Raw genomic sequence first — 23,456 nt, 5'->3', positions numbered from 1 at the left:
GACAGCGGGTCAGTGCAATTGGAGCGGGTCAGTGCCCGAGTTCTGAGACCTTATGGTCCTCGCGTGGCGCTGCCGACCGGTCTTCTTCCGACAGATCGCCCAGCGTGTCGGAGAGAGGTTCGGCAGTAGCGATTTCAGCGATGGCAGCGCGCAATGTATCCAGCCCTTGCCCCGTGCGCGCGCTCAAAAAGACGCGCGAAATATTACCATACTCATCCCGCTCGACCGCGTCGCCACGGGCCGCCAACTCAGGCACAGCGTCGATCTTGTTGAACACCAGCACCTGGCGGATCGTGTCCGCACCGATTGCGTGCAACACCTCGTTGACCTGATCGATCTGATCGAGGCGTACGGCGCTCGACGCGTCGACCACATGCAGCAGCAGGTCGGCGTGGATGGTTTCCTCGAGCGTGGCGCGGAAAGCCGCCACCAGTTGGTGAGGCAATTCGCGGATGAAACCCACCGTATCGGATACCACCACCTGGCCTGCTTCGTCGCCGAGATAGACACGGCGGGACGTCGTATCCAGCGTAGCGAACAGCTGGTCGGCGGCGTAGGCCTGGGCCTTCGTCAGCGCATTGAAAAGTGTGGATTTGCCCGCGTTCGTGTAGCCGACGAGCGATACGGACATGGTCTGGTTACGGCTGCGCGCGCGGCGCTGCGTGCCGTGCTGACGGCGCAGCTTTTCGAGCTTGGTCTTGAGCGCCTTGATGCGCTCGCCGATCAAACGGCGGTCGGTTTCGAGCTGCGTTTCGCCAGGACCACGCAAACCAATACCGCCTTTCTGGCGTTCAAGGTGGGTCCATGCGCGGATTAGTCGCGTCGATAAGTACTGCAACTGCGCGAGCTCCACCTGCAGCTTGCCTTCATGGCTGCGGGCGCGTTGCGCAAAAATATCGAGAATGAGACTGGTGCGATCAATCACGCGGCGATTAAGCGCCTGCTCCAGATTGCGCTGCTGCGCAGGTGCCAGAGCGTGATTGAAAATGACGAGTTCGATGTCGTTCGTCTCACAGGCAAGACGCAATTCCTCGGCCTTGCCGCTGCCGACGAACATCTTGGCATCGGGACTGGACCGGCGCCCCGTGAGGGTGACTAAGGGATTCGCGCCCGCGCTTTGCGCGAGCAGGCTGAGTTCTTCGAGGCTGGCTTCGAAATCGATCTTACCGAAGTCGATGCCGACAAGCGCTGCATTGATCAAATTGGAGGGTATCAAAATGAGGCGGCCGGGAGTAATCGCCAACGGGCGACGCTACGCCGGCCGCGGACGGGGGTTAGGACTGTTCGGAATCCGGGTGGAAATTCACCGGGCGGGCCGGCACGACAGTAGAAATTGCGTGCTTGTAGACCATCTGGGTGACCGTATTCCGGAGCAACACGACGTACTGGTCGAACGATTCGATGTTCCCTTGAAGCTTGATGCCGTTGACCAAGTAGATCGACACCGGCACATGCTCTTTACGCAGTGCGTTCAAAAACGGGTCTTGTAACAATTGCCCTTTGTTGCTCATAGCAAACTCCGTATTTTTTTGCAGGTTGACTAAATTGACGACGAAGAAAAAGAGATCCGCCGTCAACCGCTACACTATAGCCGATTTTCATTTTTGCGCGAGAGGGCGGGCCTGACGGCCAAACCCAACACACACGCGGGTTTCAGCCTGGGTTTAGCCTTTGTCCGCGTAAGGGTTCGTCGACGATCTGAACTCTATGCGCAATGGAGTCCCGATCAGCTTGAAAGTTTCCCGGAAGCGGTTTTCGAGGTAGCGTTTGTACGTTTCGGTGATCGCATCGAGCGCGTTACCGTGAATCACGATGATCGGCGGGTTCTGTCCGCCCTGGTGCGCGTAACGCAGTTTCGGGCGCACCGGACCGCGTCGGCGCGGCTGCTGGAATTCCACTGCCTCGATCAGCGCACGCGTGAGCTTCGGCGTCGGCAGCTTGGCCATAGCCGCGGCGTAGGCGTCGTCGACCGAGCGCATCAGCGGGCCGATTCCGGTTTTTTCCGCAGCGGAAATGAAATGGAATTTGGCGAAGTCGAGAAATTTTAGTTTGCGCTCGAGGTCTGCCTTGGTGCGCTCGCGCACATGCGGATCGAGACCGTCCCATTTGTTCACGCCCACCACCAGCGCGCGGCCCTGCTCCACCACGAAGCCGGCGATGTGGGCATCCTGTTCCGAGATGTCCTGCTGTGCGTCGAGCAGCAGAATCACGACATTCGCGTCCGAGATCGACTGCAGCGTTTTCACCACCGAGAATTTCTCGATCGCTTCGAACACCTTGCCACGGCGACGCAAACCGGCCGTGTCGATCAGTGTGTACGGCTTGCCCTGCCGTTCAAAGTCGACATAGATCGAATCGCGCGTGGTGCCGGGCATGTCGAACGCGATCACGCGCTCTTCGCCCACCAGCGCATTGATCAAGGTCGACTTGCCGACGTTCGGCCGGCCGACGATCGCGATCTTCACACCGCGCGTTTCTTTTTCCTCGTCGCTTTCTTCCGGCTGCCCGGCGTACGCGACTTCGAGCGCCTCATTGATCATTTCGGTGACGCCGTCACCGTGCGCGGCGGAAATCGCGCGTGGGTCGCCGAGACCGAGTTCGTAGAAATCAGCGGCCACCATGCCGTACTTCATCCCCTCCGCCTTGTTGACGACGAGGAAGATCGGCCGGCCGACCTTGCGCAGATAGTCGGCGATCGTCTTGTCTTGCGGCGCGAGACCGTTGCGGCCGTCGACGATGAACACGACGACATCCGATTCCTCGACCGCCTGGCGGGTTTGACGCGCCATCTCGTGCAGGATGCCTTCTTTCGCGACCGGCTCGAAGCCGCCGGTATCGACGACCAGATACGGCCGGTCACCGGCGCGCCCCTCGCCGTAGTGGCGATCGCGGGTGAGACCGGGCAGGTCGGCAACCAGCGCATCACGCGTACGCGTGAGGCGGTTGAATAGCGTGGATTTCCCCACATTGGGGCGCCCAACCAGGGCAATAACGGGTTTCATCAGATGTTGTTCACGGTGAAACGCGGGATCGAAATCGACCGCCCGCGTAGCGACGCCATGCGGCCGCTACACGGCAGCGTTTGACGAAAATTATCACGAATTCGGCCAGCCCCGGATGTGCTGTCAATATGCGCACCCGGGCGGACGGGGGTTTGGCTGTATGGGGCGGCGCCTATGGGCCGCCAGGTTCAGTCTTTCTTGCTCAACGGCTCGCACGCCAGCTCGATACGATTCTCTGCGGTATCGACCAGGATTGGCGTCGAAGGTGGCGCCGCAAGCAGCCACCGATGGCCACATGGGCCGTTTCTGATCCGACTCGCCGGACCAGCCAGTCCGGCGGAATATTTCTGGTTACTCTATTGCACTACAAAAACGCGTGCGGCCGGCAAAGCCGGCCTGCACGCTTGACTACCTATTATGGCCTACGCGATTAGCGCGGGCGGTAGCCGTACAGGTCGCCGTCGTGCGTCTGCACAACCAGCGTCTCGCCGGCCAGCACCGGCGCTGCGGTAATCGGGGTGCCGTCGGTCTTCACACGGGCCACGAGTGTGCCGTCGTCGCGCGACAGAAAATGCACGTAACCCTGATAGTCGCCCAGCACGGCGGCGTGACCCAGGATGAACGGGACGCCGAGATCGCGATTCTTCAGCTTGTCGTTCTTCCACAGCGGTGCGCCATTGCTGACGTCAAACGCAGACACCACCGACCAGTCGTCGGCCGCCACCACGGCGCGGTCATCCTGCGCCAGGCCGCTCGTGCTCGAGAACGCTTTTTCCCACAGCGCACGGCCCGAGTTCGCATCGAAGCAGCCAATCTGACCCTGGAACGTCACCGCGCAGGTTTCCGACCCGACCAGCGTGGGCGGCCCCGTCACGTCATTGATGCGCTCCACTTCCGTCACGCCCTTCGGATACGACACCGGCGTTTGCCAGTAGTTGTCGCCGGTCTGCACGTTGATCGCGGCGAACGCACCACCCGGGAAACCTGCAAGCACAGCCGCGTCGCCCGCGAACGTCATGCCCGACGAGACGCGCAGATTGAGCGGCACCGCGCGGTTGCGGTAATTCCACTTCTGCTCGCCAGTTTGCGCATTGAACGCGACGATCTGACCGTCGACCGTGCGCACGACCACGAGGCCGTTGCCGACCAGCGGCGGCGAGATGATTTCGCCAGGCGCCTTGGCAGTCCACAATTGCTTGCCGTCCGCGCCGAGCACGTAGACATCGCCCTTCAGGCCGCCGACCGCCGCGAGCGTGCCGTCGCTGCCGACACCCGCGGACAGATCGTCATGCAGCTTGACGCGCCAGATGTCTTTGCCGGTCTGCGCGTCAATCTTCGCAACCGAGCCGTTCGCGCCGGCCGCGTACACCGCGTTGCCGACGGCGACCGGCGAAAACAGGTAGCGACCCGCCTTGCCCACGCTTGTCTTCCACGCCTGCTGCACGTCGAGCACGGGTTTGAACTCGGTGAGCGGCGTCGGCACGCGGCGCTCGTCTTTCGCGGATGAGCAAGCCGCCATGGTGAGGACGGTCATCGCACAGGCAACGGGCACAGCGTAACGTTTCAGCAGATTCATCGGTGGACGAAGCATTCAGGAAATTAATTAAAGGAGACCGGTTGGTCGTTACATGCGGCGCACTGCATGCGGCGATTAGCCGCCCAGCGCGTCCAGCTTGAACTGTATCAACTGGCGAGCCGAGCTATCGTTTTTCGACAGCGAGTCAAGCGCGAGCTTGTAGGCCGCGCGCGCATCGTCACGCTTGCCTTGAGCAGCAAGCAGGTCACCGCGGCCGTTCGCCACAATGCCCTTGAACGCATCGGACTGCGGTTCGGCGAGCAGTGCGAGGCCCTGATCGTACGCTTTGTCGTCGAGCAGCAGCGAAGCCAGACGTAACCTGGCGATCTGCTTGAACTCGTCGTCTTTCGCGTGATCGATGGTCCATTGCAACTGGGCCTTCGCGGCGGCTTCGTCGCCTGCGGCGTACAGCGCCTTGGCAGCGCCCAGCGCGGTCATCTGCGCATACGCGGTGCGGCTGAACTTGTCTTCCATATCGGCGGCGACACGCATGATCTTCGCCTTGTCGCCCGATGCCACCGCTTGCTGCACCTGGTCATACAGCACGGCGGCTTCCGCCGCCTGGCGCCGCTGCCAGAAATTCCAGCCGTTCCAGCCCGCTGCAGCGACCAATGCCACCAGCACAATCCACGTGGCGGCATTGCCCCACTGTGTCCACCATGCCTTCAGACTTTCAATCGATTCTTGTTCGTCGTGGTAACTCATCGCCCGGCGATTTCCTCTTTCTTGATACGTGTGCGTGTCGAGCCAGGGGGCCCGACGACATCGCGATCAGTCGTCGCCGTCTTCGGCGGTTGCAACCATCGCATTGATTAGAAATTCGGTCAAGTCTTCGGCGGGCACGTTATGTTGCTCGTTTTTACCGCCGTTAGCGCCTGCGTCGCGCAGCGGCTTGACGCCGACCGTGCCGTTGGCGATCTCGTCTTCGCCGAGAATCACCGCGAATGCCGCGCCGCTCGAGTCAGCACGCTTCATCTGCGACTTGAAGCTCGCCGTCTGGCCGTCCGCGCTGCAATGCAGAATCACGTCGAGACCCGTATCGCGCAAACGCTCTGCGATGATAAAGGCTTGTTCGCGTGCGGCGTCGCCCTGATGGACCACGTACACGTCGCAACCTTCGTCTTCCGGCACGAGTTGTTCTTCTTTCAGCAACTCGAGGATACGCTCAACGCCCATTGCCCAGCCACAAGCGCCCGTCGGCTTACCACCGAGCTGTTCGATCAGCGGGTCGTAACGGCCGCCTGCCGCGACCGTGCCTTGCGCGCCAAGCTTGTCGGTCACCCATTCGAACACGGTCAGATTGTAATAATCGAGACCGCGCACGAGACGCGGATTGATCGTGAACGGAATGTTGTTCGCCTTCAGAATGCGCTGCAGGCCTTCGAAGTGCGCGCGCGACTCTTCGCCGAGAAAATCGATCAGCCTGGGCGCGTTCTGCGCGACTTCCTGCATCGCCGGATTCTTCGTATCGAGCACGCGCAGCGGGTTCGTGTACAGACGGCGCTTCGCCTCTTCGTCGAGCACGTCCATGTGCTTTTCGAGGTAAGCGATCAACTCGACGCGGTGCGCCGCGCGTTCTTCTACGAGACCCAGCGAATTAAGTTCGAGCTTGATACCGATCAAGCCGAGGTCGTCCCACAAACGCTGGCACATCATGATGATTTCAGCGTCGGTATCCGGACCGGCGAAGCCCAAAGCTTCCACACCGACCTGATGGAACTGCCGATAACGGCCGCGCTGCGGGCGCTCGTGACGGAACATCGGACCGATGTACCACAGCCGCTTCGGACCGTCGTACAACATGTTGTGCTCGATCGTCGCGCGCACGACAGCCGCCGTGTTTTCCGGGCGCATCGTCAGATTTTCGCCGTTCAACGCGTCGGTGAAACTGTACATTTCTTTCTCAACGATATCGGTCACCTCACCGATACCGCGCTTGAACAACTGCGTATGCTCGATGATCGGCGTACGGATATTCTGGTATCCGTACGAACGCAGCATCGACTTGACGGTCGCTTCAAAAAATTCCCACAACCCGGCTTCCTGCGGAAGGATGTCGTTCATGCCCTTCACGCCGGACAACTTTTCGAGCTTTTTCTTCTGTTCAGTCATCTGTCTTCGATTGACGGTTTTTAGTTGAGTGCTTCGGCGCGGCCATAGCGGCGCTCGACGTAATCACTCACGATTTGCTGGAATTCTTGCGCAATGTTATCGCCGCGCAGCGTCTTGACCTTCTCGCCGTCGATGAACACTGGCGCAGCCGGATTCTCGCCCGAACCCGGCAAGCTGATGCCGATATTCGCCTGCTTCGATTCGCCCGGACCGTTGACAATGCAGCCCATCACCGCAACGTGCATCTTCTCGACGCCAGGATACTGATCGCGCCACATCGGCATCTGCGTGCGCAGATAGGTCTGGATTTGCGATGCCAGTTCCTGGAACAACGTGCTGGTGGTGCGGCCGCAACCCGGGCACGCGATCACCATTGGCGTGAACGAACGCAGGCCCATGGTCTGCAGAATTTCCTGACCGACGATCACTTCGCCCGTCCGCGGGCCACCCGGTTCCGGCGTCAGCGAGATACGGATCGTGTCGCCAATGCCTTGCTGCAGCAGCACCGACAACGCGGCGGTCGACGCCACGATGCCCTTCGAACCCATGCCTGCTTCGGTCAAGCCGAGATGCAGCGCAAATTCGCAACGGCGCGCCAGCTCGCCATAGACAGCGATCAGATCCTGCACGCCGCTGACCTTGCACGACAGAATGATCTTGTTGCGCGGGAGGCCGATTTCGACCGCACGCTCAGCCGAGCCGATCGCCGACTGAATCAGCGCTTCGTACATCACACTCTGCGCTTCCCACGGCGTGGAGCGCGCCGCGTTTTCGTCCATCATTTTCGCGAGCAGATCCTGGTCGAGGCTGCCCCAGTTGACGCCGATCCGCACCGGCTTGTCGTACTTCACCGCCGCTTCGATCATTTGTGCGAACTGCGTGTCGCGCTTCGCGCCGTGGCCGACATTGCCCGGATTGATCCGGTACTTCGACAGCGACTCCGCACACGCGGGGTAATCGCGCAGCAGCAAATGGCCGTTGTAATGAAAATCGCCGACCAGCGGCACCGAAACGCCCATGCGGTCGAGCTGCTCGCGAACAGCCGGCACGGCTGCTGCCGCTTCCGGCGTGTTGACCGTGATACGCACCAGTTCCGAACCGGCTTGCGCAAGTTCCTTGATCTGGATCGCCGTGCCGATCGCGTCCGCGGTGTCGGTGTTGGTCATCGACTGCACGCGCACCGGCGCATCGCCACCGATGGTGACAAGCTGGCCGCCCCAGCGAACGTCGACCGCGTGCGACTTGCGCCGCGCCGCGTGGCCGCCGAACACCGGCTCATTTGAAACGATCTTGCTACTGGATTGGGATTGAGCTTCGGATTGCATCGAAAAACCCATTTACGCCGCATGCGCTACACAAAGACGTAGCGCCTGAATTGAAAAAGCGCCGCGACCCGGTTGGCCGCGACGCATACCGTATCTATCAAGGCAATGCGAAGCGCGCAACATTGCCCTTGGCTGCCGAATATTTCGACGGATCGACTGGCTGGCCATCGAGCGTAAGCGACTCGAGACCCGCCTTGTTGCCGACCGTGACCTTGAAAGGAGCCGCGCCCGTCACTTCCTTCGTATCGCCCGCACGCACAAGGCCGGAGAACACCTCCTTGCCGTCCTTGCTACGCACGCTGAACCAGCTATCTTGCGTCACGCGCAACGCGACAATCGCCTCACCTGCAGCCGGCGCCGCCGTTGCCGTGTCCGGCGCGCCTATCGCGGCGACAACCGGCGCGCTCGCGCCTTGCATCGCGGCCTGGGCCTGCGGACCGGCCTTCGGCGCGACCGCTGCTGCCGTGACAGCCGGCGCGGAAGAAGGCGCCGTACCGGTCGCCAGCGGCGCGGGCATCGGCGTAGCCGACGCTGCGTTATCCGCCGCGGCCTGCGTTTCCGGCGCGGAAGCAGCGTCTTCTGCCGCTGCCTCGGAACCTGTCGCCTGACCTTGCGCCACCGCGCCCGATGCTCCGGTCGCGCCACCCGCGGCGCCGTTGGCGCTCGCCTTCAACCGTGCGAGCCATGCCGACGACTCGCCGCCATTGGTATGCCACATGCCGAGCGCGATCACGGCGACGACCACCGCCGCAATGCCCCATAACCATGAGCGGCTCTTTTGCCCGCTGCCGCCAAGCGACAGCGATACGCGGCCGCGCGGCAAATCCTTGCCGGACGAAGCCGGCATTGACAGATCCGGCGCAGGCACACCCTTCTCGCGACGCAAAGCCTGCGTGAACGGCGTAGGATCGGCGCCGAGCATTTTCGCATAGCTTCGCACCACGCCGAGCGCGAAGGTCGTGTCCGGCAAATGGCTGATGTCACCCGATTCGAGCGCACGCAACTTGGCGACGGATACCTTCAGGCGCGCCGAGACATCTTCGATCGTCCAGCCCTTCGATTCACGCAATTGGGTCAAGCGCGCGCCAACCGCTGCCAACGAGTCCAGACCCGTCAGGTCCGGCTGCACAACAGGCTGCACCACCGCCCGCGCGACCGGCGCCGGATGGCCTTCGTTTGCGTCTGTGTCCTGCGGCTGCGGGTGCTGCGGCTCACTCATCCCAAATCCTTTCGCGTCGATTCTTTTTCACTTGTGCGACCCGGATGGACCTAAGCCTCACACCCGAATCGCAGACCGTTTATAACAAAATGCGCGGCCTTGTGTGCCGCTTCCGATCGCTTCTGCAAACTTTCTTTTCAATCGCGGATGGCACAGAGCGTTTTCGCGCGCGGGTGTCTTCCTCCGAACGCTCGCGCCCTGCCCCCGCACGATTACACGGCGCGAACCTCGATAACTTTCGCCGCCTTCCCGGTGCGCTCAGCGAGGCGCGTGCGATCTTTCACCGCACCCGCCAACTGACCGCAGGCAGCGTCGATATCATCGCCGCGTGTTTTACGCACCGTGGTGACGACGCCTGCGTCCATCAACACTTGTGCAAACCGCTTGATCTGCTCCGGTTTCGAGCGGATGAGGCCCGACTCGGGGAACGGATTGAACGGAATCAGGTTGAACTTGCACGGCACGTCGCGCGTAACGGCCAGCAATTCCCGCGCTTGCGCTTCACTGTCGTTCACGCCGTCGAGCATGCAATATTCAAACGTAATGAAATCGCGCGGCGCAACTTTCAGATAGCGCTGGCAGGCGGCCATCAATTCGCGCAGCGGATATTTCTTGTTCAGCGGCACCAGCATGTCGCGCAGCGGGTCGCTCGGCGCATGCAACGATACCGCGAGCGCCACCGGCAGATCGGCGCCGAGCCGGTCCATCATCGGCACCACGCCCGAGGTGGACAGCGTGACGCGCCGGCGCGATAGGCCGTATGCGTTGTCGTCCAGCATGAGACGCATGGCGGGCACGACCGCGTCGTAGTTGAGCAGCGGCTCGCCCATGCCCATCATCACGACGTTCGTGACGACGCGCTCGCCCTTGCCGTCCCCGCCCGTGGCGCGCCCACCGTCCGTGCCGCGCGTCGCGCGCAGCGCGAACTCGGCCATTCGCAGCTGGCCGATGATTTCGCCGGTGGTGAGATTACGGGAGAAACCCTGTTTGCCGGTCGAACAGAACCGGCAGTTGACCGCACACCCGGCCTGCGACGACACGCACAGTGTGCCGCGCGTTTCCTCGGGGATGTAGACGGTTTCAACTGCGTTGCTGTTGCCGACGTCGATCAGCCACTTGCGTGTGCCGTCGGTCGAAATATTGTCACTGACGATGCCCGGCATCGTGATTGTTGCGCGCCCTTTGAGCTTTTCGCGCAAGGACTTAGCCAGATCGGTCATGCCGTCGAAGTCGGCAGCATTGTATTGGTGGATCCAGCGCTGCAATTGCTTGGCGCGAAACGGCTTCTCGCCCAGACTGTCGCAGTAGGCGACAAGCCCTTGGGCGTCGAGGTCGAGAAGGTTGACGGTGGAACTGCTCGTCATATCGAATCCTGCCATTTCAGTGCGAGACTACATTCATGCAACAAGCTGCATGAACGCAATGCCGTTCGCGCCCATTCCTGCTGCTTTACCTTACTACTTTGCCGAACTGTTCGTGCGGATTCGTGCGACAAATCCAACGGCTGCGCACGAAACCCGCTCAAACCTGCCCGAATCCGCTTAACGCGAATAGACGTTCACTTGCGGGAAGAAGAACGCAATTTCAACGGCAGCCGTTTCAGCGGCGTCCGAACCGTGCACCGCGTTAGCGTCAATGCTGTCGGCGAAATCAGCGCGAATCGTGCCCTTTTCTGCCTTCTTCGGATCCGTCGCGCCCATCAGGTCGCGGTGCTTCAGGATCGCGTTTTCGCCTTCCAGCGCCTGCACGACTACCGGGCCCGAGATCATGAAATCGACCAGGTCCTTGAAGAACGGGCGGGCAGCGTGCACAGCGTAGAACTTCTCCGCGTCAGCGCGCGACAGGTGAACCATGCGCGAAGCCACGATCTTCAGGCCAGCGTTTTCGAAACGGCTGTAGATCTGACCGATCACGTTCTTGGCCACTGCGTCCGGCTTGATAATCGACAGGGTGCGTTCGATCGCCATAAAAACTCCAAAAAATTAAGAGGTTACAGATTCAAATGAATCCGCTATTGTAGCATGTTCCCGTGTATGATTGCGATTGAACCCTTACAGTATTGAAAGACTCCAAGCAGGAGTTTCTGAATGCTGGTAGCGTAGGCGTGTGGACATTTTCCAGGCATTGAAACTCTGTGCCACCGCATCAATCTTAGGGATGGACACGCTGCGACTGGCGCCAAAAAATCCCGCCCGGCGCAGCACAACCCGCTACACCACCATTACGCAACACGCTTCTGAGGTAAGGAGAGACCATGAACGATCATCCGTATAGCTTTGGCCGCAATGGCGCCGTCAGCACGGTCGAAACACGCAACCGCGTGCTGCGGAACACCTATTGGCTGCTGGCACTGTCAATGATCCCGACAGTGCTCGGCGCGTGGGTGGGCGTGGCAACCGGTTTCTCGCTATTCGCCGCCACCAGCCCTGGCATGAGCATGCTGGCGTTCTTCGCGATCGCCTTCGGCTTCATGTTTGCTATCCAGAAAACTAAAGACAGCGCCATCGGCGTGTTCGTGCTGCTTGGCTTCACGTTCTTCATGGGCCTGATGCTGTCGCGCATCCTGAGCTTCGTGCTCGGTTTTTCGAACGGCCCGTCGCTGATCATGCTCGCCTTCGGTGGCACTGGTGTGATCTTCGCGTCCATGGCAACGATCGCCACGGTCAGCAAGCGCGACTTCTCAGGTCTCGGCAAGTGGCTGTTCATGGGCGTGGTCGTGCTGCTGCTGGCTTCGGTCGCGAACGTATTCCTGCACCTGCCGGCGTTAATGCTGACGGTGTCGGTGCTGGCAATCGTGATCTTCTCGGCCTATATGCTGTTCGACGTCCAGCGCGTCGTGAACGGCGGCGAGACGAACTACATCACCGCTACCCTCGCCATCTATCTGGATCTGTACAACGTATTCGTCAACCTGCTCGCGCTGCTCGGCATCTTCGGCGGCAACCGCAATTAAGTCTGACGCAAGGCGCGGCGCCCGAAACGCCGGCCTTGAAGGAAAAAGCCCATGGCGAGCAATCGTCATGGGCTTTTTTCATTGCATCGCCGTTGCGCCCGGCCGCCGGTCGCAGCTGCACGCAGAAATACCAGGTAATCAGGGATGGCTCACAAGCTCAGCCAGGCGAAGCCTTCATCCTGAGAAGCGACCACCACTTCGGTCGGCGCTGCACCCAGCACACCCGCCATGGCAGCCCGCGCCAGTTCCGGCGAGTTGTTCTGCTGGCTCAGATGGGCGGCCACCAGATGGCGCAAGCGCGAACGGTCGAGCGAGGCCAGGATTTCAGCCGCGGCTTCGTTGTTCAGATGCCCATGATTGCCACCGATGCGCGCCTTCAGCGATTGCGGATACCGGCTTCCCGCCAACATCCGCACATCGTGATTGCATTCGAGCACCAGCGCGTCGCAGCCGCTCAGCACCGCGCTGATGTGCGGCGTGGAGGTGCCAACATCGGTCAGCACGCCAAGTCGGCTTGCCCCGTTGGACAGCACGTATTGCAGCGGCTCGCGGGCGTCGTGCGGAACGGTATAAGGGAGAATGCTGAGGTCGCCGATCGCCACCGCTTCGTCGCCCCATAGCACCTGCAGGTCGACGTCGGCCTCGTCAGCACCCACCGCACGGGCGGTGCCCCAGCTCATATACAACGGAATCGACCACTTGCGCGCCAGCGTCAGCGCGCTGCCAATGTGATCGCTGTGTTCATGCGTAATCAGAATAGCGTCGAGACCTTCGACGCCCGCTCCGAGCCGCGTTAAACGCCGCTCGACTTCCTTGGCCGAAAAGCCGCAATCAAGCAGAACGCGGGTGGTGGTCGCGCCGCTTTGCGCTTCCACCAGCATGGCATTGCCCTCACTGCCGCTGCCGAGACTGGCGAAGCGCACAGCCCGCTTAGTTCAGTTGTGCGTGCAACAGCGTCACGATGCGTTGCGCGTCGGACGAGTTATCCACTTGCCCGTTCGCGTCCAGCACCGCCACCTGCGTCACGGTGTCGCCCTTCGAGCGCACATTGACCAGGAATTCCTGACCCGGCTTCTTCGACGAATTACCGCTGTAGAACAGCTTGCCGAAGAGCCCTTCCTTCTTCAACTCCTGCATCGAGTCCGCGTAACGCACGTAGTAGATACCCTTCGAACGATCGCGGTTGTCGACGGTGAAGTTGGTGCGGTCAAGCGCGAGACCCACGCGCAGCCAGGCGCGGTCGAACGATTCCTGCAAGTCGAGCGTTGATGCGCCCGCGCTCTGGTCGATCGTGGCCGGAGCACTGGCCGGGCGCGCGTCGGTCAGGAGTTGCCTGGATTGCGCGTCGGTCAGGCCGAACTTCTGCATCAGCTTGGTCAGGAACAACGCTTCCAGCGCCGGATCGCGCGGACGCTCTTCCCAGCGCGACGACGTCTTGTCCTGGCCTGTCAGCATTTCTTCCATCGCGCTATGCGTGATCGAGATGTCTGTAGCGCCAGCCGGACCGCGCGAAACGAGCGTGCGGAAGCTGTCACGGGTGCCCGATGAGTACGCGAAGTCGATCACCTTGCCGACCGTGCGGCGGAACCAGTCGTCCGGAATATTGGCGCGGTTTTCAGCCCAGTCGGTGGTCATGATGCCGGTGGCCGGCGCATCGGTTTTCAGTGCGAAGCCGTTTTCCTGCCAGAACTCCTGCAACTGCGGCCACAGTTGTTCCGGCGTGCGGCCGTCGACTACCAGCCAGCGACGATCGCCGTCACGCTCAATGTGCATACCCAGCGGGTCTTGCGCATTCGGCTGGCCTTCGGTGGCGTTACCCGCTGCGGTAATCGCGCGTTGCGGCGAGCCGCCCAGCGCCAGATTGGCCGGCGGCGCAACGTAGCGCTGATCGGTCGGCGTGGTGGTCAGATCGCCCGGAACGGCGAGCGGCGGCGCGCTGCCCGCGCCCTTGTAGTTGACGCGGTCGGAAGCAAACCAGTCGTTCAGCGAGTCACAGCCGGCGAGCGTCACCAGGGCAAGCGCCAGCGCCGCCATGCGGGTTGCGTGGAGGGAAAGTGCGGAACGTTTCATGAGGTCCTTCGTGATGCTGGAACGCGGTGCCTGGTTCTGAGTGCCGGGAACGTGGGCTGGATCGACGTCGGTTAAGGGAGTGCCGGTAACAGGCTTTCGTTAGCGCTGGGCGTGCCGGGTTGAGCCCGCTTAGCCCAGCAGGCCCGCTTCGCGCAGCGCGCCGCGCACCACTTCGTGGTATTGCGCGTCGAGCGGCGTGAGCGGCAGGCGGATTCCGCCCTGCACACGACCCAGTTGCTGCAACGCCCATTTCGCCGGAATCGGATTGGATTCGATGAACATGTTCTTATGCAGCGACAGGAGTTTCAGGTGAATCTCACGAGCGGTCTTCGCATCCGCGGCAAGTGCGGCTTTGCACAGATCGCTCATTGCGCGCGGCGCGACGTTCGCGGTGACCGAAATATTGCCGTGGCCGCCAAGCAGCATCAGCGCGATCGCCGTAGGATCGTCACCGCTGTAGATGCCAAAATGCGCGGGGGCCGACTTGATCAGGTGTGCGGCGCGATCGATGTTGCCCGTCGCTTCCTTCACCCCGATGATGCCCGGCACCTGCGCGCAACGCAGAATTGTTTCGTTGCTCATGTCCGCGACCGTACGGCCCGGCACGTTGTACAGGATCACCGGCAGATCGACGGTTTCAGCGATCTTCGTGAAGTGACGATAGATGCCTTCCTGGGTCGGCTTGTTGTAGTACGGCACGACCTGCAGCGTGGCGTCCGCGCCGACCTCTTTGGCCCGCTGCGTGAGCTCGATGGCCTCAGCGGTGGAGTTGCCGCCCGAGCCCGCGATCACCGGAATCCGGCCCGCTGTGTGCTCGACCGCGGTTTTGACCATCAGCACGTGTTCTTCGACCGTCAGCGTGGCCGACTCGCCGCTCGTACCCACCACGACCAGCGCGTTCGTGCCCTCTGCAATGTGCCAGTCGATCAGTTTGCGAAACGCCGGCAGATCGAGGCCGCCGTCTTCGAGCATCGGAGTAATGATGGCAGGGATGCTGCCGCGAATCTGAACGCCGCCAGTGCTGCTTTGATTGCCGTTAGTCATGAAACGCCATGAATTTGATCAGGTAAACCGCGATTGTAGCGGATTAGCCAGCCAGCTCGTAACAACGCGGGGGTGCCGCATCTGCAGGCTCGGCTGAGCGATCCGCCTCCTTAATTGCGCATATCCGCTGGACGTAAGCCGGGCGCGGCTGCGCGAGAAATCCGTCTTGAAATGCGACCACGCGGAGGTGGCCGCGCACCACCTCGAGCAGCTCGCCGGGTGCAAGCAAAAACGCCGGGTTAGACGGTTTGCCGACCCTTTCGTTGCCTTGCGCGAAGGTCTCGTAAACCAGTACGCCGCCAGGCGCGAGTGAGCGTAACAACTGCGGAAATAGCGGCCGGTGCAGGTAGTTCGTGACCACGATCCCGGCGAATTTCACGTCGGCGGGCACCGGCCATGCTGCGCCTTCGATATCGGCCTGGAGCGTGGTGACGAGTCGCTCGTCACGCATGGCATTCAGCGCAGCCGCATCGCGGTCGAGCGCGGTCACTGAATGGCCCAGCGACGCGAAGAACCGCGCATGCCGGCCTGCCCCCGACGCCACATCAAGCACTGCGCCGCCCGCCTCGACCAGATGCGCCCAGTGGCGCACCCAGCACGACGGTTCGCCGTTTCCGTGCGAGGAACCGTTCGGCATGGCAGCAACGGGAGTGCTCATCGCTTCGGCGCGGCGATCAGTTGTACGACAGGCCCATCGCCTCGCGCACGTCACGCATCGTTTCCGTGGCGAACCTGCGGGCCTTGTCGCAGCCGTCGGCGACGATTGCGCGCAGCAGCGACGGATCGTCCATGTATTTTTGCGCGCGCTCCAGCATCGGCTGCTGCTCGCGCAGAATGCCTTCGATCACCGGCTGCTTACATTCGAGACAACCGATTCCCGCAGTTCGGCAGCCCTTCTGCGCCCATTCGTGCGTGGCTTCGTCTGTGTAGACCTGGTGCAACTGCCACACCGGACACTTGTCCGGATCGCCCGGATCGGTGCGGCGCACGCGTGCCGGATCGGTCGGCATGGTGCGAACCTTCTTCGTGATCGTTTCCGCGTCTTCGCGCAGGCCGATCGTGTTGCCGTACGACTTCGACATCTTCTGACCGTCGAGACCCGGCATCCGCGACGCTTCGGTCAGCATGGCCTGCGGCTCGACCAGAATGATCTTGCGCGAACCTTCCAGGTAGCCGAACAGACGCTCGCGGTCGCTCATCGAGAGGCTCTGCGATTCCTGCAACATCGCACGCGCCTGTTCGAGTGCTTCGTCGTCGCCTTCCTGCTGATAGGCGTTGCGCAGCTCGTGATAAAGCTTGGCGCGCTTGCCGCCCAGCTTCTTCGCGGCTTCGTTGGCCTTCTCTTCGAAGCCCGGTTCGCGACCGTACAGGTAGTTGAAGCGGCGCGCGATTTCTCGCGTCATTTCGACGTGCGGCACCTGGTCTTCGCCGACCGGCACGAGCGAACCGCGATACAGCAGAATGTCCGCCGCCATCAGCACCGGATAGCCGAGGAAGCCGTAGGTGGACAAGTCCTTGTCCTTCAGCTTCTCCTGCTGTTCCTTGTAGGTCGGCACGCGTTCGAGCCAGCCGAGCGGCGTGCTCATGCCGAGCAGCAGCGCCAGTTCCGCATGTTCGGGCACCTTGCTCTGGATGAAGAGCGTAGCCTGCGCCGGATCGATGCCCGAGGCGAGCCAGTCGATCAGCACGTCCCACACGTTCTTTTCGATCACTTCGGGCGTTTCGTAGTGCGTCGTCAGTGCGTGCCAGTCGACTACGCAGAAGAAACACGGGTATTCGGACTGCAGCCGTACCCAGTTTTTCAGCACGCCGTGATAGTGGCCGAGGTGCAGCGACCCGGTGGGCCGCATGCCGGAGAAGATACGGTCTGGGAACATGGTTATTTAGAAAAGCGAAACAAGTGGAGTCAGAATTGCGGTAATCGCACCGTAGCCGAGCGTCACGAGCGGGCTGAGCCAATAACGCGTAAGCGTGCCCGTCATGACCAGCGCCATCACGATGAAAAAGCCGTACGGTTCGAGCCGCGACAGCGCGATCGATTGCCGCGGCGGCAACAGCGCCATCAGCACGCGGCCGCCGTCGAGCGGGGGCAGCGGAAACAGGTTGAGCACGCCGAGCACCAGGTTCACGCCGACGCCGGCGGCCGCCATGCGCGTGAAGAAGGGCTCTTCGACGCCCCCCACCGCGAGCGCGACACCAACCAGGCCCCACACCAGCGCCTGCACAAAATTGCAGGCCGGCCCGGCAGCCGCGACCCACAGGCTGCCCCAGCGCGGATTGCGCAGGTTGCCAAAGGCGACCGGCACAGGCTTCGCGTAACCGAACATGAACGCGCCGCTCGTGGCGAAGTACAGCAGCAAGGGAATCGCGATCGTGCCGAGCGGATCGATATGCCGCATCGGATTGATGGAGACGCGGCCGAGCACATATGCGGTGTTGTCGCCGAGCCAGCGCGCGACGTAGCCATGCGCGGCTTCATGCAGCGTGATGGCGAAAATCACTGGCAACGCGTAAACCGCAATGGTTTGTATCAGGGAAGAATCCATAACTCGCTATTGTAACAACGCGATTGCGTGCGTCTGTCCGCTTTCGCTCATGCTGTCTCTTCGAGACCGAATGGCGCGAGAGAACCGCGCCCTGCCCGCACCAGCACCGGCTCAGCACCGGTCAAATCGATCACGGTGGATGGTTCGCATACGCACGGGCCGCCGTCGATCACCAGGTCCAATTGTTTTTCGAGCCGCTCGCGGATTTCTTCCGGATCGTTCAGCGGCTGGGTTTCGCCCGGCATGATCAGCGTGGAGCCGAGCAGCGGCTGGCCGAGTTCTTCGAGAATGGCTAGCGTGATCGCGTGCTCCGGTACCCGCAGGCCGATGGTTTTGCGCGACGGATGCGACAGGCGGCGCGGCACCTCTTTGGTGGCCTGCAACACAAAAACGTAAGGACCCGGCGTGACCGATTTGATCAGGCGGTATTGCCGGTTGTCGACCATCGCGAAGTTCGACAACTCCGATAGATCGCGCACCAGCAGCGACAGCAGTGCCTTCTCGTCGAGCCCGCGAATGCGCCGCAAGCGCTCGACCGCGTCCTTGTCGTCGAGATGACAGGCAAGCGCATAGCTCGAATCCGTCGGCAAGGCGACGACCCCGCCGTCATTGATGATCTGCACGGCCTGTTTGACGAGGCGCGGCTGCGGGTTATCCGGATGAAGCCGAAAGTATTGGGACATTTTGACTAACGGTGGCTACAGGTAGCTGCGGATGGAAGTTGGGCGAAAAGTGGCAAGTCGGACAGCAGATCGGGCGAAAACAAGCCCTCGTTCGAGGGCTGTCGCGCAGATCGTGCCGCCGTGGCACGGCGCGATCACAGCCAGCGTTCCCAAACGGGCTTGAGGTCGGAAGGCAGTGGCGGCAGCGTGCCGAGGTCGATGCGGCCTTCGCCGGGTGCATGGAAGTCAGAACCGCGCGAGGCCTCGAAGCCGAAGCGGCGCGCGACGTCAGCATATTCGCGGTACTGATCCGGCGTGTGACTACCCGTCACCACTTCGATCGCCTTGCCGCCGAGGTCGATGAATTCAGCGAAAAACGCGTCGAATTCAACCGGCGAGTACGCATAGCGACCCGGGTGCGCGATGATCGCCTCGCCGCCCGCCGCCTGGATCCAGCCAACCGCGTCCGCCAGTTTCGCCCAGCGATGCGACACGTAGCCGGGCTTGCCGTCGCCGAGATAGCGATTGAACACGTCCTGCGTCGAACTGGCGTAGCCGCTTTCGACCATGAAGCGCGCGAAGTGCGTGCGCGAAATCATGTCGGGGTTCGAGACGTATTTGAGCGCGCCTTGATAGGCGTCGGGAATGCCGAGCGTGGCCAACTGTTCGCCGATTGCTTCGGCGCGCGCCGCGCGGCCGTTGCGAGTGCGCGCGAGGCCGTCGATCAGCGTTGTGCTGGTCGGATCGACGCCCAGCCCGACGATGTGCACAGTACGCGAAGCCCACGTCACCGAGATCTCCACGCCGCTCACGTAGCCCATGCCAAGCGCCTCAGCGGTGCTGCGCGCTTCGTGCTGGCCGCCCAGTTCGTCGTGGTCGGTCAACGCCCACAGCGTCACCCCTCCCGCGTGCGCGCGGCGCGCGACATCGGCCGGCGCGAACTGGCCGTCGGAAACGGTGGAATGGCAGTGGAGGTCGGCGTTCATCTTTGTCTTGAGAAGGTTCTGCACTCATTTTACTGCAACGCAGTAAATGGCCGCAGAGCTATCTCGCGATAGCGGGCCTCGCATCGAAACCTTTTTGCAAGGTTCAGGCGCAAAAGCCCTCGATCAGCGCGGCCACCTGCTCCGGTTGGTCGTGATGCACCATGTGTCCCGCTTCATCGATGACCTTCTCGCGCCAGTTCGGAAATGCCTGGAAACGCGCCTTGAATTCGTCGAGCGGAATCTCGCCGGCGATCTGTGCGAGTGTGGGCGAGTTGGCGGCTTCGACGTGCAGCACTTTGGCGCTTGCCTTGCGCCACACGGCCATCACTTCGTCGAGGCGGTACAGCGTCGGCCCGCGCAGTTTGTGCGCCGGATCGGCGAGCAGCATGAAGCGCCCTTCTCCGTCCGGCTTCGACCAATGTTCCGCGAGGAACTGCGCGCGCTGAGGATCGAGGCGCGGGTTGGTCTTGATCAGGCGAGCGGCAACATCATCCAGCGACGCGTAGCGTTTCAATTGGGGCGGATCGCGCAACTCGTCGAGCCAGTTGGAGAGCCGCTTAGGCGCTTGCGCCGAGTGCGACGGCGCGAGCCCAAAACCTTCCAGATCGACCACGCAGCGCACCCGCGCCGGCCGCACGCCCGCATACAGGCAGGCTATGTTCGCGCCCATGCTGTGGCCGACCAGATTGACTTCGCCGGTCGGTGCATAGTGATCGAGCAGCGCGTCCAGATCGCCGAGATAGTCATGAATCCAGTAGTTGCCGCCGCCGCGCTCGGCGACCGGCCAGTCCGACAGGCCGAAGCCGCGCATATCGGGCGCGATCACCTGCCAGTCGCCGCCCAATGCATCGACGACGAACTGGAACGATGCCGCCACGTCCATCCAGCCATGCAGCATGAACAGCATCGGCGCATCCGGATTGCCCCAGCGCCGCACATGCAGACGGATGCCGTGCACGGCGACGAATTCAGACTTGGAGGTATTCATGAACGGCTCGCCCGAAAAAAGAATGGTCGTTCGATTATAACGAGATAGTCGGACGATGCGTGGGGTCCGGCTATGGAAGAAGGCTTCAGTCGCTCGTGGCCGGAGGGGCCGGAGGCTCAGCGTTGAGGCCGGCCAGGGCGACGAGCGCGGCCAGCTCGGTTTCGTCGAAACCTGCGTCACGGCGCGCCTCGAAATTGAACGGACCGCGTAATTTCGGTGCGTGATACTGGTCGGCGAGGCGCGCGTAGGTGCCGTGCGGATCGAGGCCGCCCGCGTCGCAGAGATGACGGAACCACCGGTTGCCGATCAGCACATGGCCGATTTCATCGCGCAGGATCACGTCGAGAATCGCTGCGGATGCCTGGTCTCCCGCCTGCTGCAAGCGCGCCCGGATCGGCGGCGAGGCGTCGAGGCCACGCGCTTCGAGGGTGCGTGGCACCAACGCCATGCGCGCCAGCACGTCGGCGCGCGTGCGCTCGCACATGTCCCAAAGGCCATCGTGTGCGGGAAAATCACCGTACGCATGGCCGAATTCCGCAAGCCGCGCGGCCAGCAGCGAGAAGTGATGCGCCTCTTCGGCGGCGACTTTGAGCCAATCGGTGTAGAACGCGGCGGGCATGCCGGCAAAACGCCAGACGGCGTCGAGCGCGAGATTGATGGCGTTGAATTCGATGTGTGCCAGCGCATGCAGCAAGACAGCCCGCCCCTCGGGCGATTGCATGCTGCGGCGTTTCAGTTTGCGCGGATCGACCAGTTCGGGGCGCGCGGGACGGCCCGGCAGGTCGGCCGGCTCGGCGAGTTCGAGGTCTGCTGGGCACGCGAGGCTGCCGTCGAGTGCCGCGGCGTATAACGCGCGGGCCGCGGCTGCCTTGGTTGCCGGGTCGAATTCGCGTAATGCGGCCAGCGCCGCGGTGCGCGCACAATTCGCGCGATTCGAACAATGCTCAGGATTCGATATCGGCAGAGCGGGCAGAGCGGGAGAAACGGACGGAGCAGCGGAATTCATGGCAACCAGGTTCGCAAAGGGCACGGCAGCAGGCAAGACGGGGGGCGCGGCGGGCGCTGAGGCCGATGAGCACCGGACAGCGTGCGCCGACACCAACCGACCTAAGCACACAACCGTTTACAATACTCGATTCGACAATCTAGCGCGCCTGTTGCGCAGGGCCGGCGGGACAACCCGGCTCATCAAGGCGTTTCGGGCGTTTTCCGGTGTTTCGCCGCTCCGCTTTGCAGCCCGTTTCGAAGCCCCGGCCACCCCGCGTAGCGCGCAGCGACCGATCAAGAGGAGACTCCGTGACAATTTATAAGCTTGGCGAAGCAGCCCCGACCATCCATGAAAGCGTGTTCGTCGCGGATTCCGCGAACATTATCGGCAATGTGACGCTCGAGGAAAATTCGAGCGTCTGGTTCGGCGCGACGCTTCGCGGCGATAACGAGCCGATCACCCTCGGCGCCGGCAGCAACGTCCAGGAAAACGCGGTGCTGCACACTGACCCCGGCTTCCCGCTGAAGATCGAGCCGAATGTAACGATCGGCCACCAGGTCATGCTGCACGGCTGCACGATCAAGGAAGGATCGCTGATTGGAATTCAGGCGGTGGTCTTGAATGGTGCGGTAATCGGCCGCAACTGTCTGGTCGGAGCGGGCGCCATCGTCACGGAAGGCAAAGTGTTTCCCGACAATTCGCTGATTCTCGGTGCGCCCGCCAAAGTGGTGCGCGAACTGACCGAGACGGATATCGCCAATATGCAGCGCGGCACGGCAAGTTATGCCGAGCGCCGCGAATATTTCAAGGCGCAGCTCGTGCGCATCGGCTAATCAGCCGGGCGCGCGGCGCGCAAGGCGCAGCATCAGGCTGCGTCATTCGACCGAGGAAAAGTTGTGAGCGACCAGTTGCAAAAATTCATGTTCAGCGCGGCGCCCGTGCGCGGCGAGATCGTTTCGCTGCGCAATACGTGGCAGGAAGTGCTGACGCGCCGGGACTATCCGGCGCCCGTACGGACGATTCTGGGCGAGATGATGGCCGCGTGCGCGCTGCTTTCGGCGAACCTCAAGTTCGACGGCACGCTCGTCATGCAGATTTTTGGTGACGGACCGGCCAAGATGCTGGTGGTGCAGTGCAGCTCCGACCTGTCGATGCGCGCCACCGCCAAGCTCTCCGGCGAAGCGGCCAATACGATCGACGACACCACCTCCATGATCGAACTGGTCAACGCAAGCGGTCATGGCCGCTGCGTGATCACGCTCGACCCGCGTGACAAGCAGCCCGGCCAGCAGCCGTATCAAAGTATCGTCCCGCTCTCGGGTGTGGACGGCCCGCTCAAGTCGATGTCCGAAGTGCTCGAGCACTACATGCATCACTCGGAGCAGCTCGACACGCGCCTGTGGCTTGCAGCAAACACCGAGCGCGCAGTCGGCATGCTGCTGCAAAAACTGCCGGGTGACGGCGGTATCGTCCCGCATCCGGGCGACCTGGACGCGGACACCTGGGAGCGCGTCTGCACGCTCGGCGGCACGATGTCGCAAGACGAACTGTTGAAGGAAGAACCGGAAACGATTTTCCGCCGTCTCTTCTGGCAGGAGAATGTGCAGCATTTCGAGCCGGCCACGACGCGTTTCGAATGCAGTTGTTCGCGCGAAAAAGTCGGCGCCATGTTGAAAATGCTGGGCCGTGAGGAAGTGGACAGCGTGATCGAAGAGCGCGGCCACGTTGAGATTCATTGCGAATTCTGTAATCAACGGTACGAATTCGATCCGGTCGACGTAGCGCAACTTTTTGTCGCTAATGCGCTCTCACAAGGCGTGACCCCAGCAGCCGACCAGCGGCACTGAAGCAGCCAGGCGGCGGTTCATTACGCCGGCATTACGGCAATAAGATAACGCGCCGCCCGCTGCCTTTTCGGGCTCGGGTGACGCGTTATCGTCGATCATTGCGCTGGATCGTCGGGGGGTGCGCGCTGCGCATGTTTT

Annotated in this window: 23 protein-coding genes; 3 read left to right on the top strand and 20 right to left on the bottom strand. The window is 62.2% G+C overall.

Features of this window, described 5'->3' with window-relative positions; all coding sequences use genetic code 11:
* Positions 1–28: 28 nt before the first annotated feature.
* The 10 genes from hflX to ndk all read right to left on the bottom strand — a co-directional run bounded on the left by hflX (position 29) and on the right by ndk (position 11,201).
* Positions 29–1,216 (bottom strand): GTPase HflX, encoded by a 1,188-nt coding sequence (gene hflX / locus PQR40_RS30835; RefSeq protein ID WP_408510548.1) that lies wholly within the window; start codon positions 1,214–1,216, stop codon positions 29–31.
* A 58-nt stretch (positions 1,217–1,274) separates the two neighbouring features.
* Complete coding sequence (gene hfq, locus PQR40_RS30830) at positions 1,275–1,511, bottom strand: RNA chaperone Hfq (RefSeq protein WP_006051315.1); 237 nt, start codon at positions 1,509–1,511, stop codon at positions 1,275–1,277.
* Positions 1,512–1,664: 153 nt separating this feature from the next.
* Positions 1,665–3,002 (bottom strand): ribosome biogenesis GTPase Der, encoded by a 1,338-nt coding sequence (der, locus tag PQR40_RS30825; protein WP_408227168.1) that lies wholly within the window; start codon positions 3,000–3,002, stop codon positions 1,665–1,667.
* 430 nt (positions 3,003–3,432) lie between these two features.
* The gene (gene bamB / locus PQR40_RS30820; RefSeq protein ID WP_408227171.1) at positions 3,433–4,578 is read right to left on the bottom strand and encodes an outer membrane protein assembly factor BamB; all 1,146 of its coding nucleotides are present in this window, start codon (positions 4,576–4,578) and stop codon (positions 3,433–3,435) included.
* 75 nt (positions 4,579–4,653) lie between these two features.
* A complete protein-coding gene (locus tag PQR40_RS30815; protein WP_408227174.1) occupies positions 4,654–5,283 on the bottom strand; it encodes a YfgM family protein in 630 nt (209 codons plus the stop codon).
* A gap of 66 nt (positions 5,284–5,349) precedes the next feature.
* Positions 5,350–6,690, bottom strand: a complete 1,341-nt coding sequence (gene hisS, locus PQR40_RS30810) for a histidine--tRNA ligase (protein WP_408227177.1) — start codon at positions 6,688–6,690, stop codon at positions 5,350–5,352.
* A gap of 20 nt (positions 6,691–6,710) precedes the next feature.
* Positions 6,711–8,027 (bottom strand): flavodoxin-dependent (E)-4-hydroxy-3-methylbut-2-enyl-diphosphate synthase, encoded by a 1,317-nt coding sequence (gene ispG, locus PQR40_RS30805; protein ID WP_408333348.1) that lies wholly within the window; start codon positions 8,025–8,027, stop codon positions 6,711–6,713.
* Positions 8,028–8,112: 85 nt separating this feature from the next.
* Positions 8,113–9,234: a helix-turn-helix domain-containing protein gene (locus PQR40_RS30800; RefSeq protein WP_408390178.1), complete on the bottom strand. Its 1,122-nt coding sequence runs from the start codon at positions 9,232–9,234 to the stop codon at positions 8,113–8,115.
* 212 nt (positions 9,235–9,446) lie between these two features.
* On the bottom strand, positions 9,447–10,598 hold the full coding sequence (gene rlmN, locus PQR40_RS30795) for a dual-specificity RNA methyltransferase RlmN (protein WP_121112351.1): 1,152 nt from the start codon (positions 10,596–10,598) through the stop codon (positions 9,447–9,449).
* Between the two features lie 177 nt (positions 10,599–10,775).
* Positions 10,776–11,201, bottom strand: a complete 426-nt coding sequence (gene ndk, locus PQR40_RS30790) for a nucleoside-diphosphate kinase (RefSeq protein WP_012433533.1) — start codon at positions 11,199–11,201, stop codon at positions 10,776–10,778.
* A 287-nt stretch (positions 11,202–11,488) separates the two neighbouring features.
* On the opposite strand from ndk, the gene PQR40_RS30785 reads away from it, so the two are divergent.
* On the top strand, positions 11,489–12,187 hold the full coding sequence (locus PQR40_RS30785; protein WP_169483940.1) for a Bax inhibitor-1/YccA family protein: 699 nt from the start codon (positions 11,489–11,491) through the stop codon (positions 12,185–12,187).
* A 149-nt stretch (positions 12,188–12,336) separates the two neighbouring features.
* Here PQR40_RS30785 and PQR40_RS30780 read toward each other — a convergent pair whose 3' ends face one another.
* From PQR40_RS30780 to PQR40_RS30735, 10 genes are all read right to left on the bottom strand, one after another.
* Positions 12,337–13,110, bottom strand: coding sequence for an MBL fold metallo-hydrolase (locus PQR40_RS30780; protein WP_408510547.1), 774 nt, complete (start codon positions 13,108–13,110; stop codon positions 12,337–12,339).
* Between the two features lie 7 nt (positions 13,111–13,117).
* A complete protein-coding gene (locus PQR40_RS30775) occupies positions 13,118–14,257 on the bottom strand; it encodes an outer membrane protein assembly factor BamC (RefSeq protein WP_408227189.1) in 1,140 nt (379 codons plus the stop codon).
* A 129-nt stretch (positions 14,258–14,386) separates the two neighbouring features.
* Positions 14,387–15,301, bottom strand: coding sequence for a 4-hydroxy-tetrahydrodipicolinate synthase (gene dapA / locus PQR40_RS30770; RefSeq protein ID WP_408333354.1), 915 nt, complete (start codon positions 15,299–15,301; stop codon positions 14,387–14,389).
* 43 nt (positions 15,302–15,344) lie between these two features.
* Positions 15,345–15,959 carry a class I SAM-dependent methyltransferase gene (locus tag PQR40_RS30765; RefSeq protein ID WP_408227195.1) on the bottom strand — a complete coding sequence of 205 codons (615 nt, stop codon included), beginning with the start codon at positions 15,957–15,959 and terminating at the stop codon, positions 15,345–15,347.
* A 16-nt stretch (positions 15,960–15,975) separates the two neighbouring features.
* The gene (locus PQR40_RS30760) at positions 15,976–17,178 is read right to left on the bottom strand and encodes a tryptophan--tRNA ligase (RefSeq protein WP_408227198.1); all 1,203 of its coding nucleotides are present in this window, start codon (positions 17,176–17,178) and stop codon (positions 15,976–15,978) included.
* Positions 17,179–17,184: 6 nt separating this feature from the next.
* Positions 17,185–17,847 (bottom strand): site-2 protease family protein, encoded by a 663-nt coding sequence (locus PQR40_RS30755; protein WP_408227201.1) that lies wholly within the window; start codon positions 17,845–17,847, stop codon positions 17,185–17,187.
* A gap of 47 nt (positions 17,848–17,894) precedes the next feature.
* The gene (locus PQR40_RS30750) at positions 17,895–18,530 is read right to left on the bottom strand and encodes an L-threonylcarbamoyladenylate synthase (protein WP_054038207.1); all 636 of its coding nucleotides are present in this window, start codon (positions 18,528–18,530) and stop codon (positions 17,895–17,897) included.
* Positions 18,531–18,664: 134 nt separating this feature from the next.
* A complete protein-coding gene (locus tag PQR40_RS30745) occupies positions 18,665–19,495 on the bottom strand; it encodes a 3',5'-nucleoside bisphosphate phosphatase (RefSeq protein ID WP_408227205.1) in 831 nt (276 codons plus the stop codon).
* A 103-nt stretch (positions 19,496–19,598) separates the two neighbouring features.
* Positions 19,599–20,483, bottom strand: a complete 885-nt coding sequence (locus tag PQR40_RS30740) for an alpha/beta fold hydrolase (RefSeq protein ID WP_408227208.1) — start codon at positions 20,481–20,483, stop codon at positions 19,599–19,601.
* An 85-nt stretch (positions 20,484–20,568) separates the two neighbouring features.
* A complete protein-coding gene (locus PQR40_RS30735; RefSeq protein WP_408227211.1) occupies positions 20,569–21,489 on the bottom strand; it encodes a ferritin-like domain-containing protein in 921 nt (306 codons plus the stop codon).
* Between the two features lie 290 nt (positions 21,490–21,779).
* On the opposite strand from PQR40_RS30735, the gene PQR40_RS30730 reads away from it, so the two are divergent.
* Together PQR40_RS30730 and hslO are read left to right on the top strand one after the other, a co-directional pair.
* Positions 21,780–22,304, top strand: a complete 525-nt coding sequence (locus PQR40_RS30730) for a gamma carbonic anhydrase family protein (protein WP_408210041.1) — start codon at positions 21,780–21,782, stop codon at positions 22,302–22,304.
* A gap of 63 nt (positions 22,305–22,367) precedes the next feature.
* Complete coding sequence (hslO, locus tag PQR40_RS30725) at positions 22,368–23,318, top strand: Hsp33 family molecular chaperone HslO (protein WP_408227214.1); 951 nt, start codon at positions 22,368–22,370, stop codon at positions 23,316–23,318.
* Positions 23,319–23,456: the final 138 nt, after the last annotated feature.

The organism is Paraburkholderia sediminicola (genome assembly GCF_046026855.1).
Taxonomy (GTDB): domain Bacteria; phylum Pseudomonadota; class Gammaproteobacteria; order Burkholderiales; family Burkholderiaceae; genus Paraburkholderia; species Paraburkholderia sediminicola_A.
This window is presented reverse-complemented; position numbering and strand designations above follow the sequence as displayed.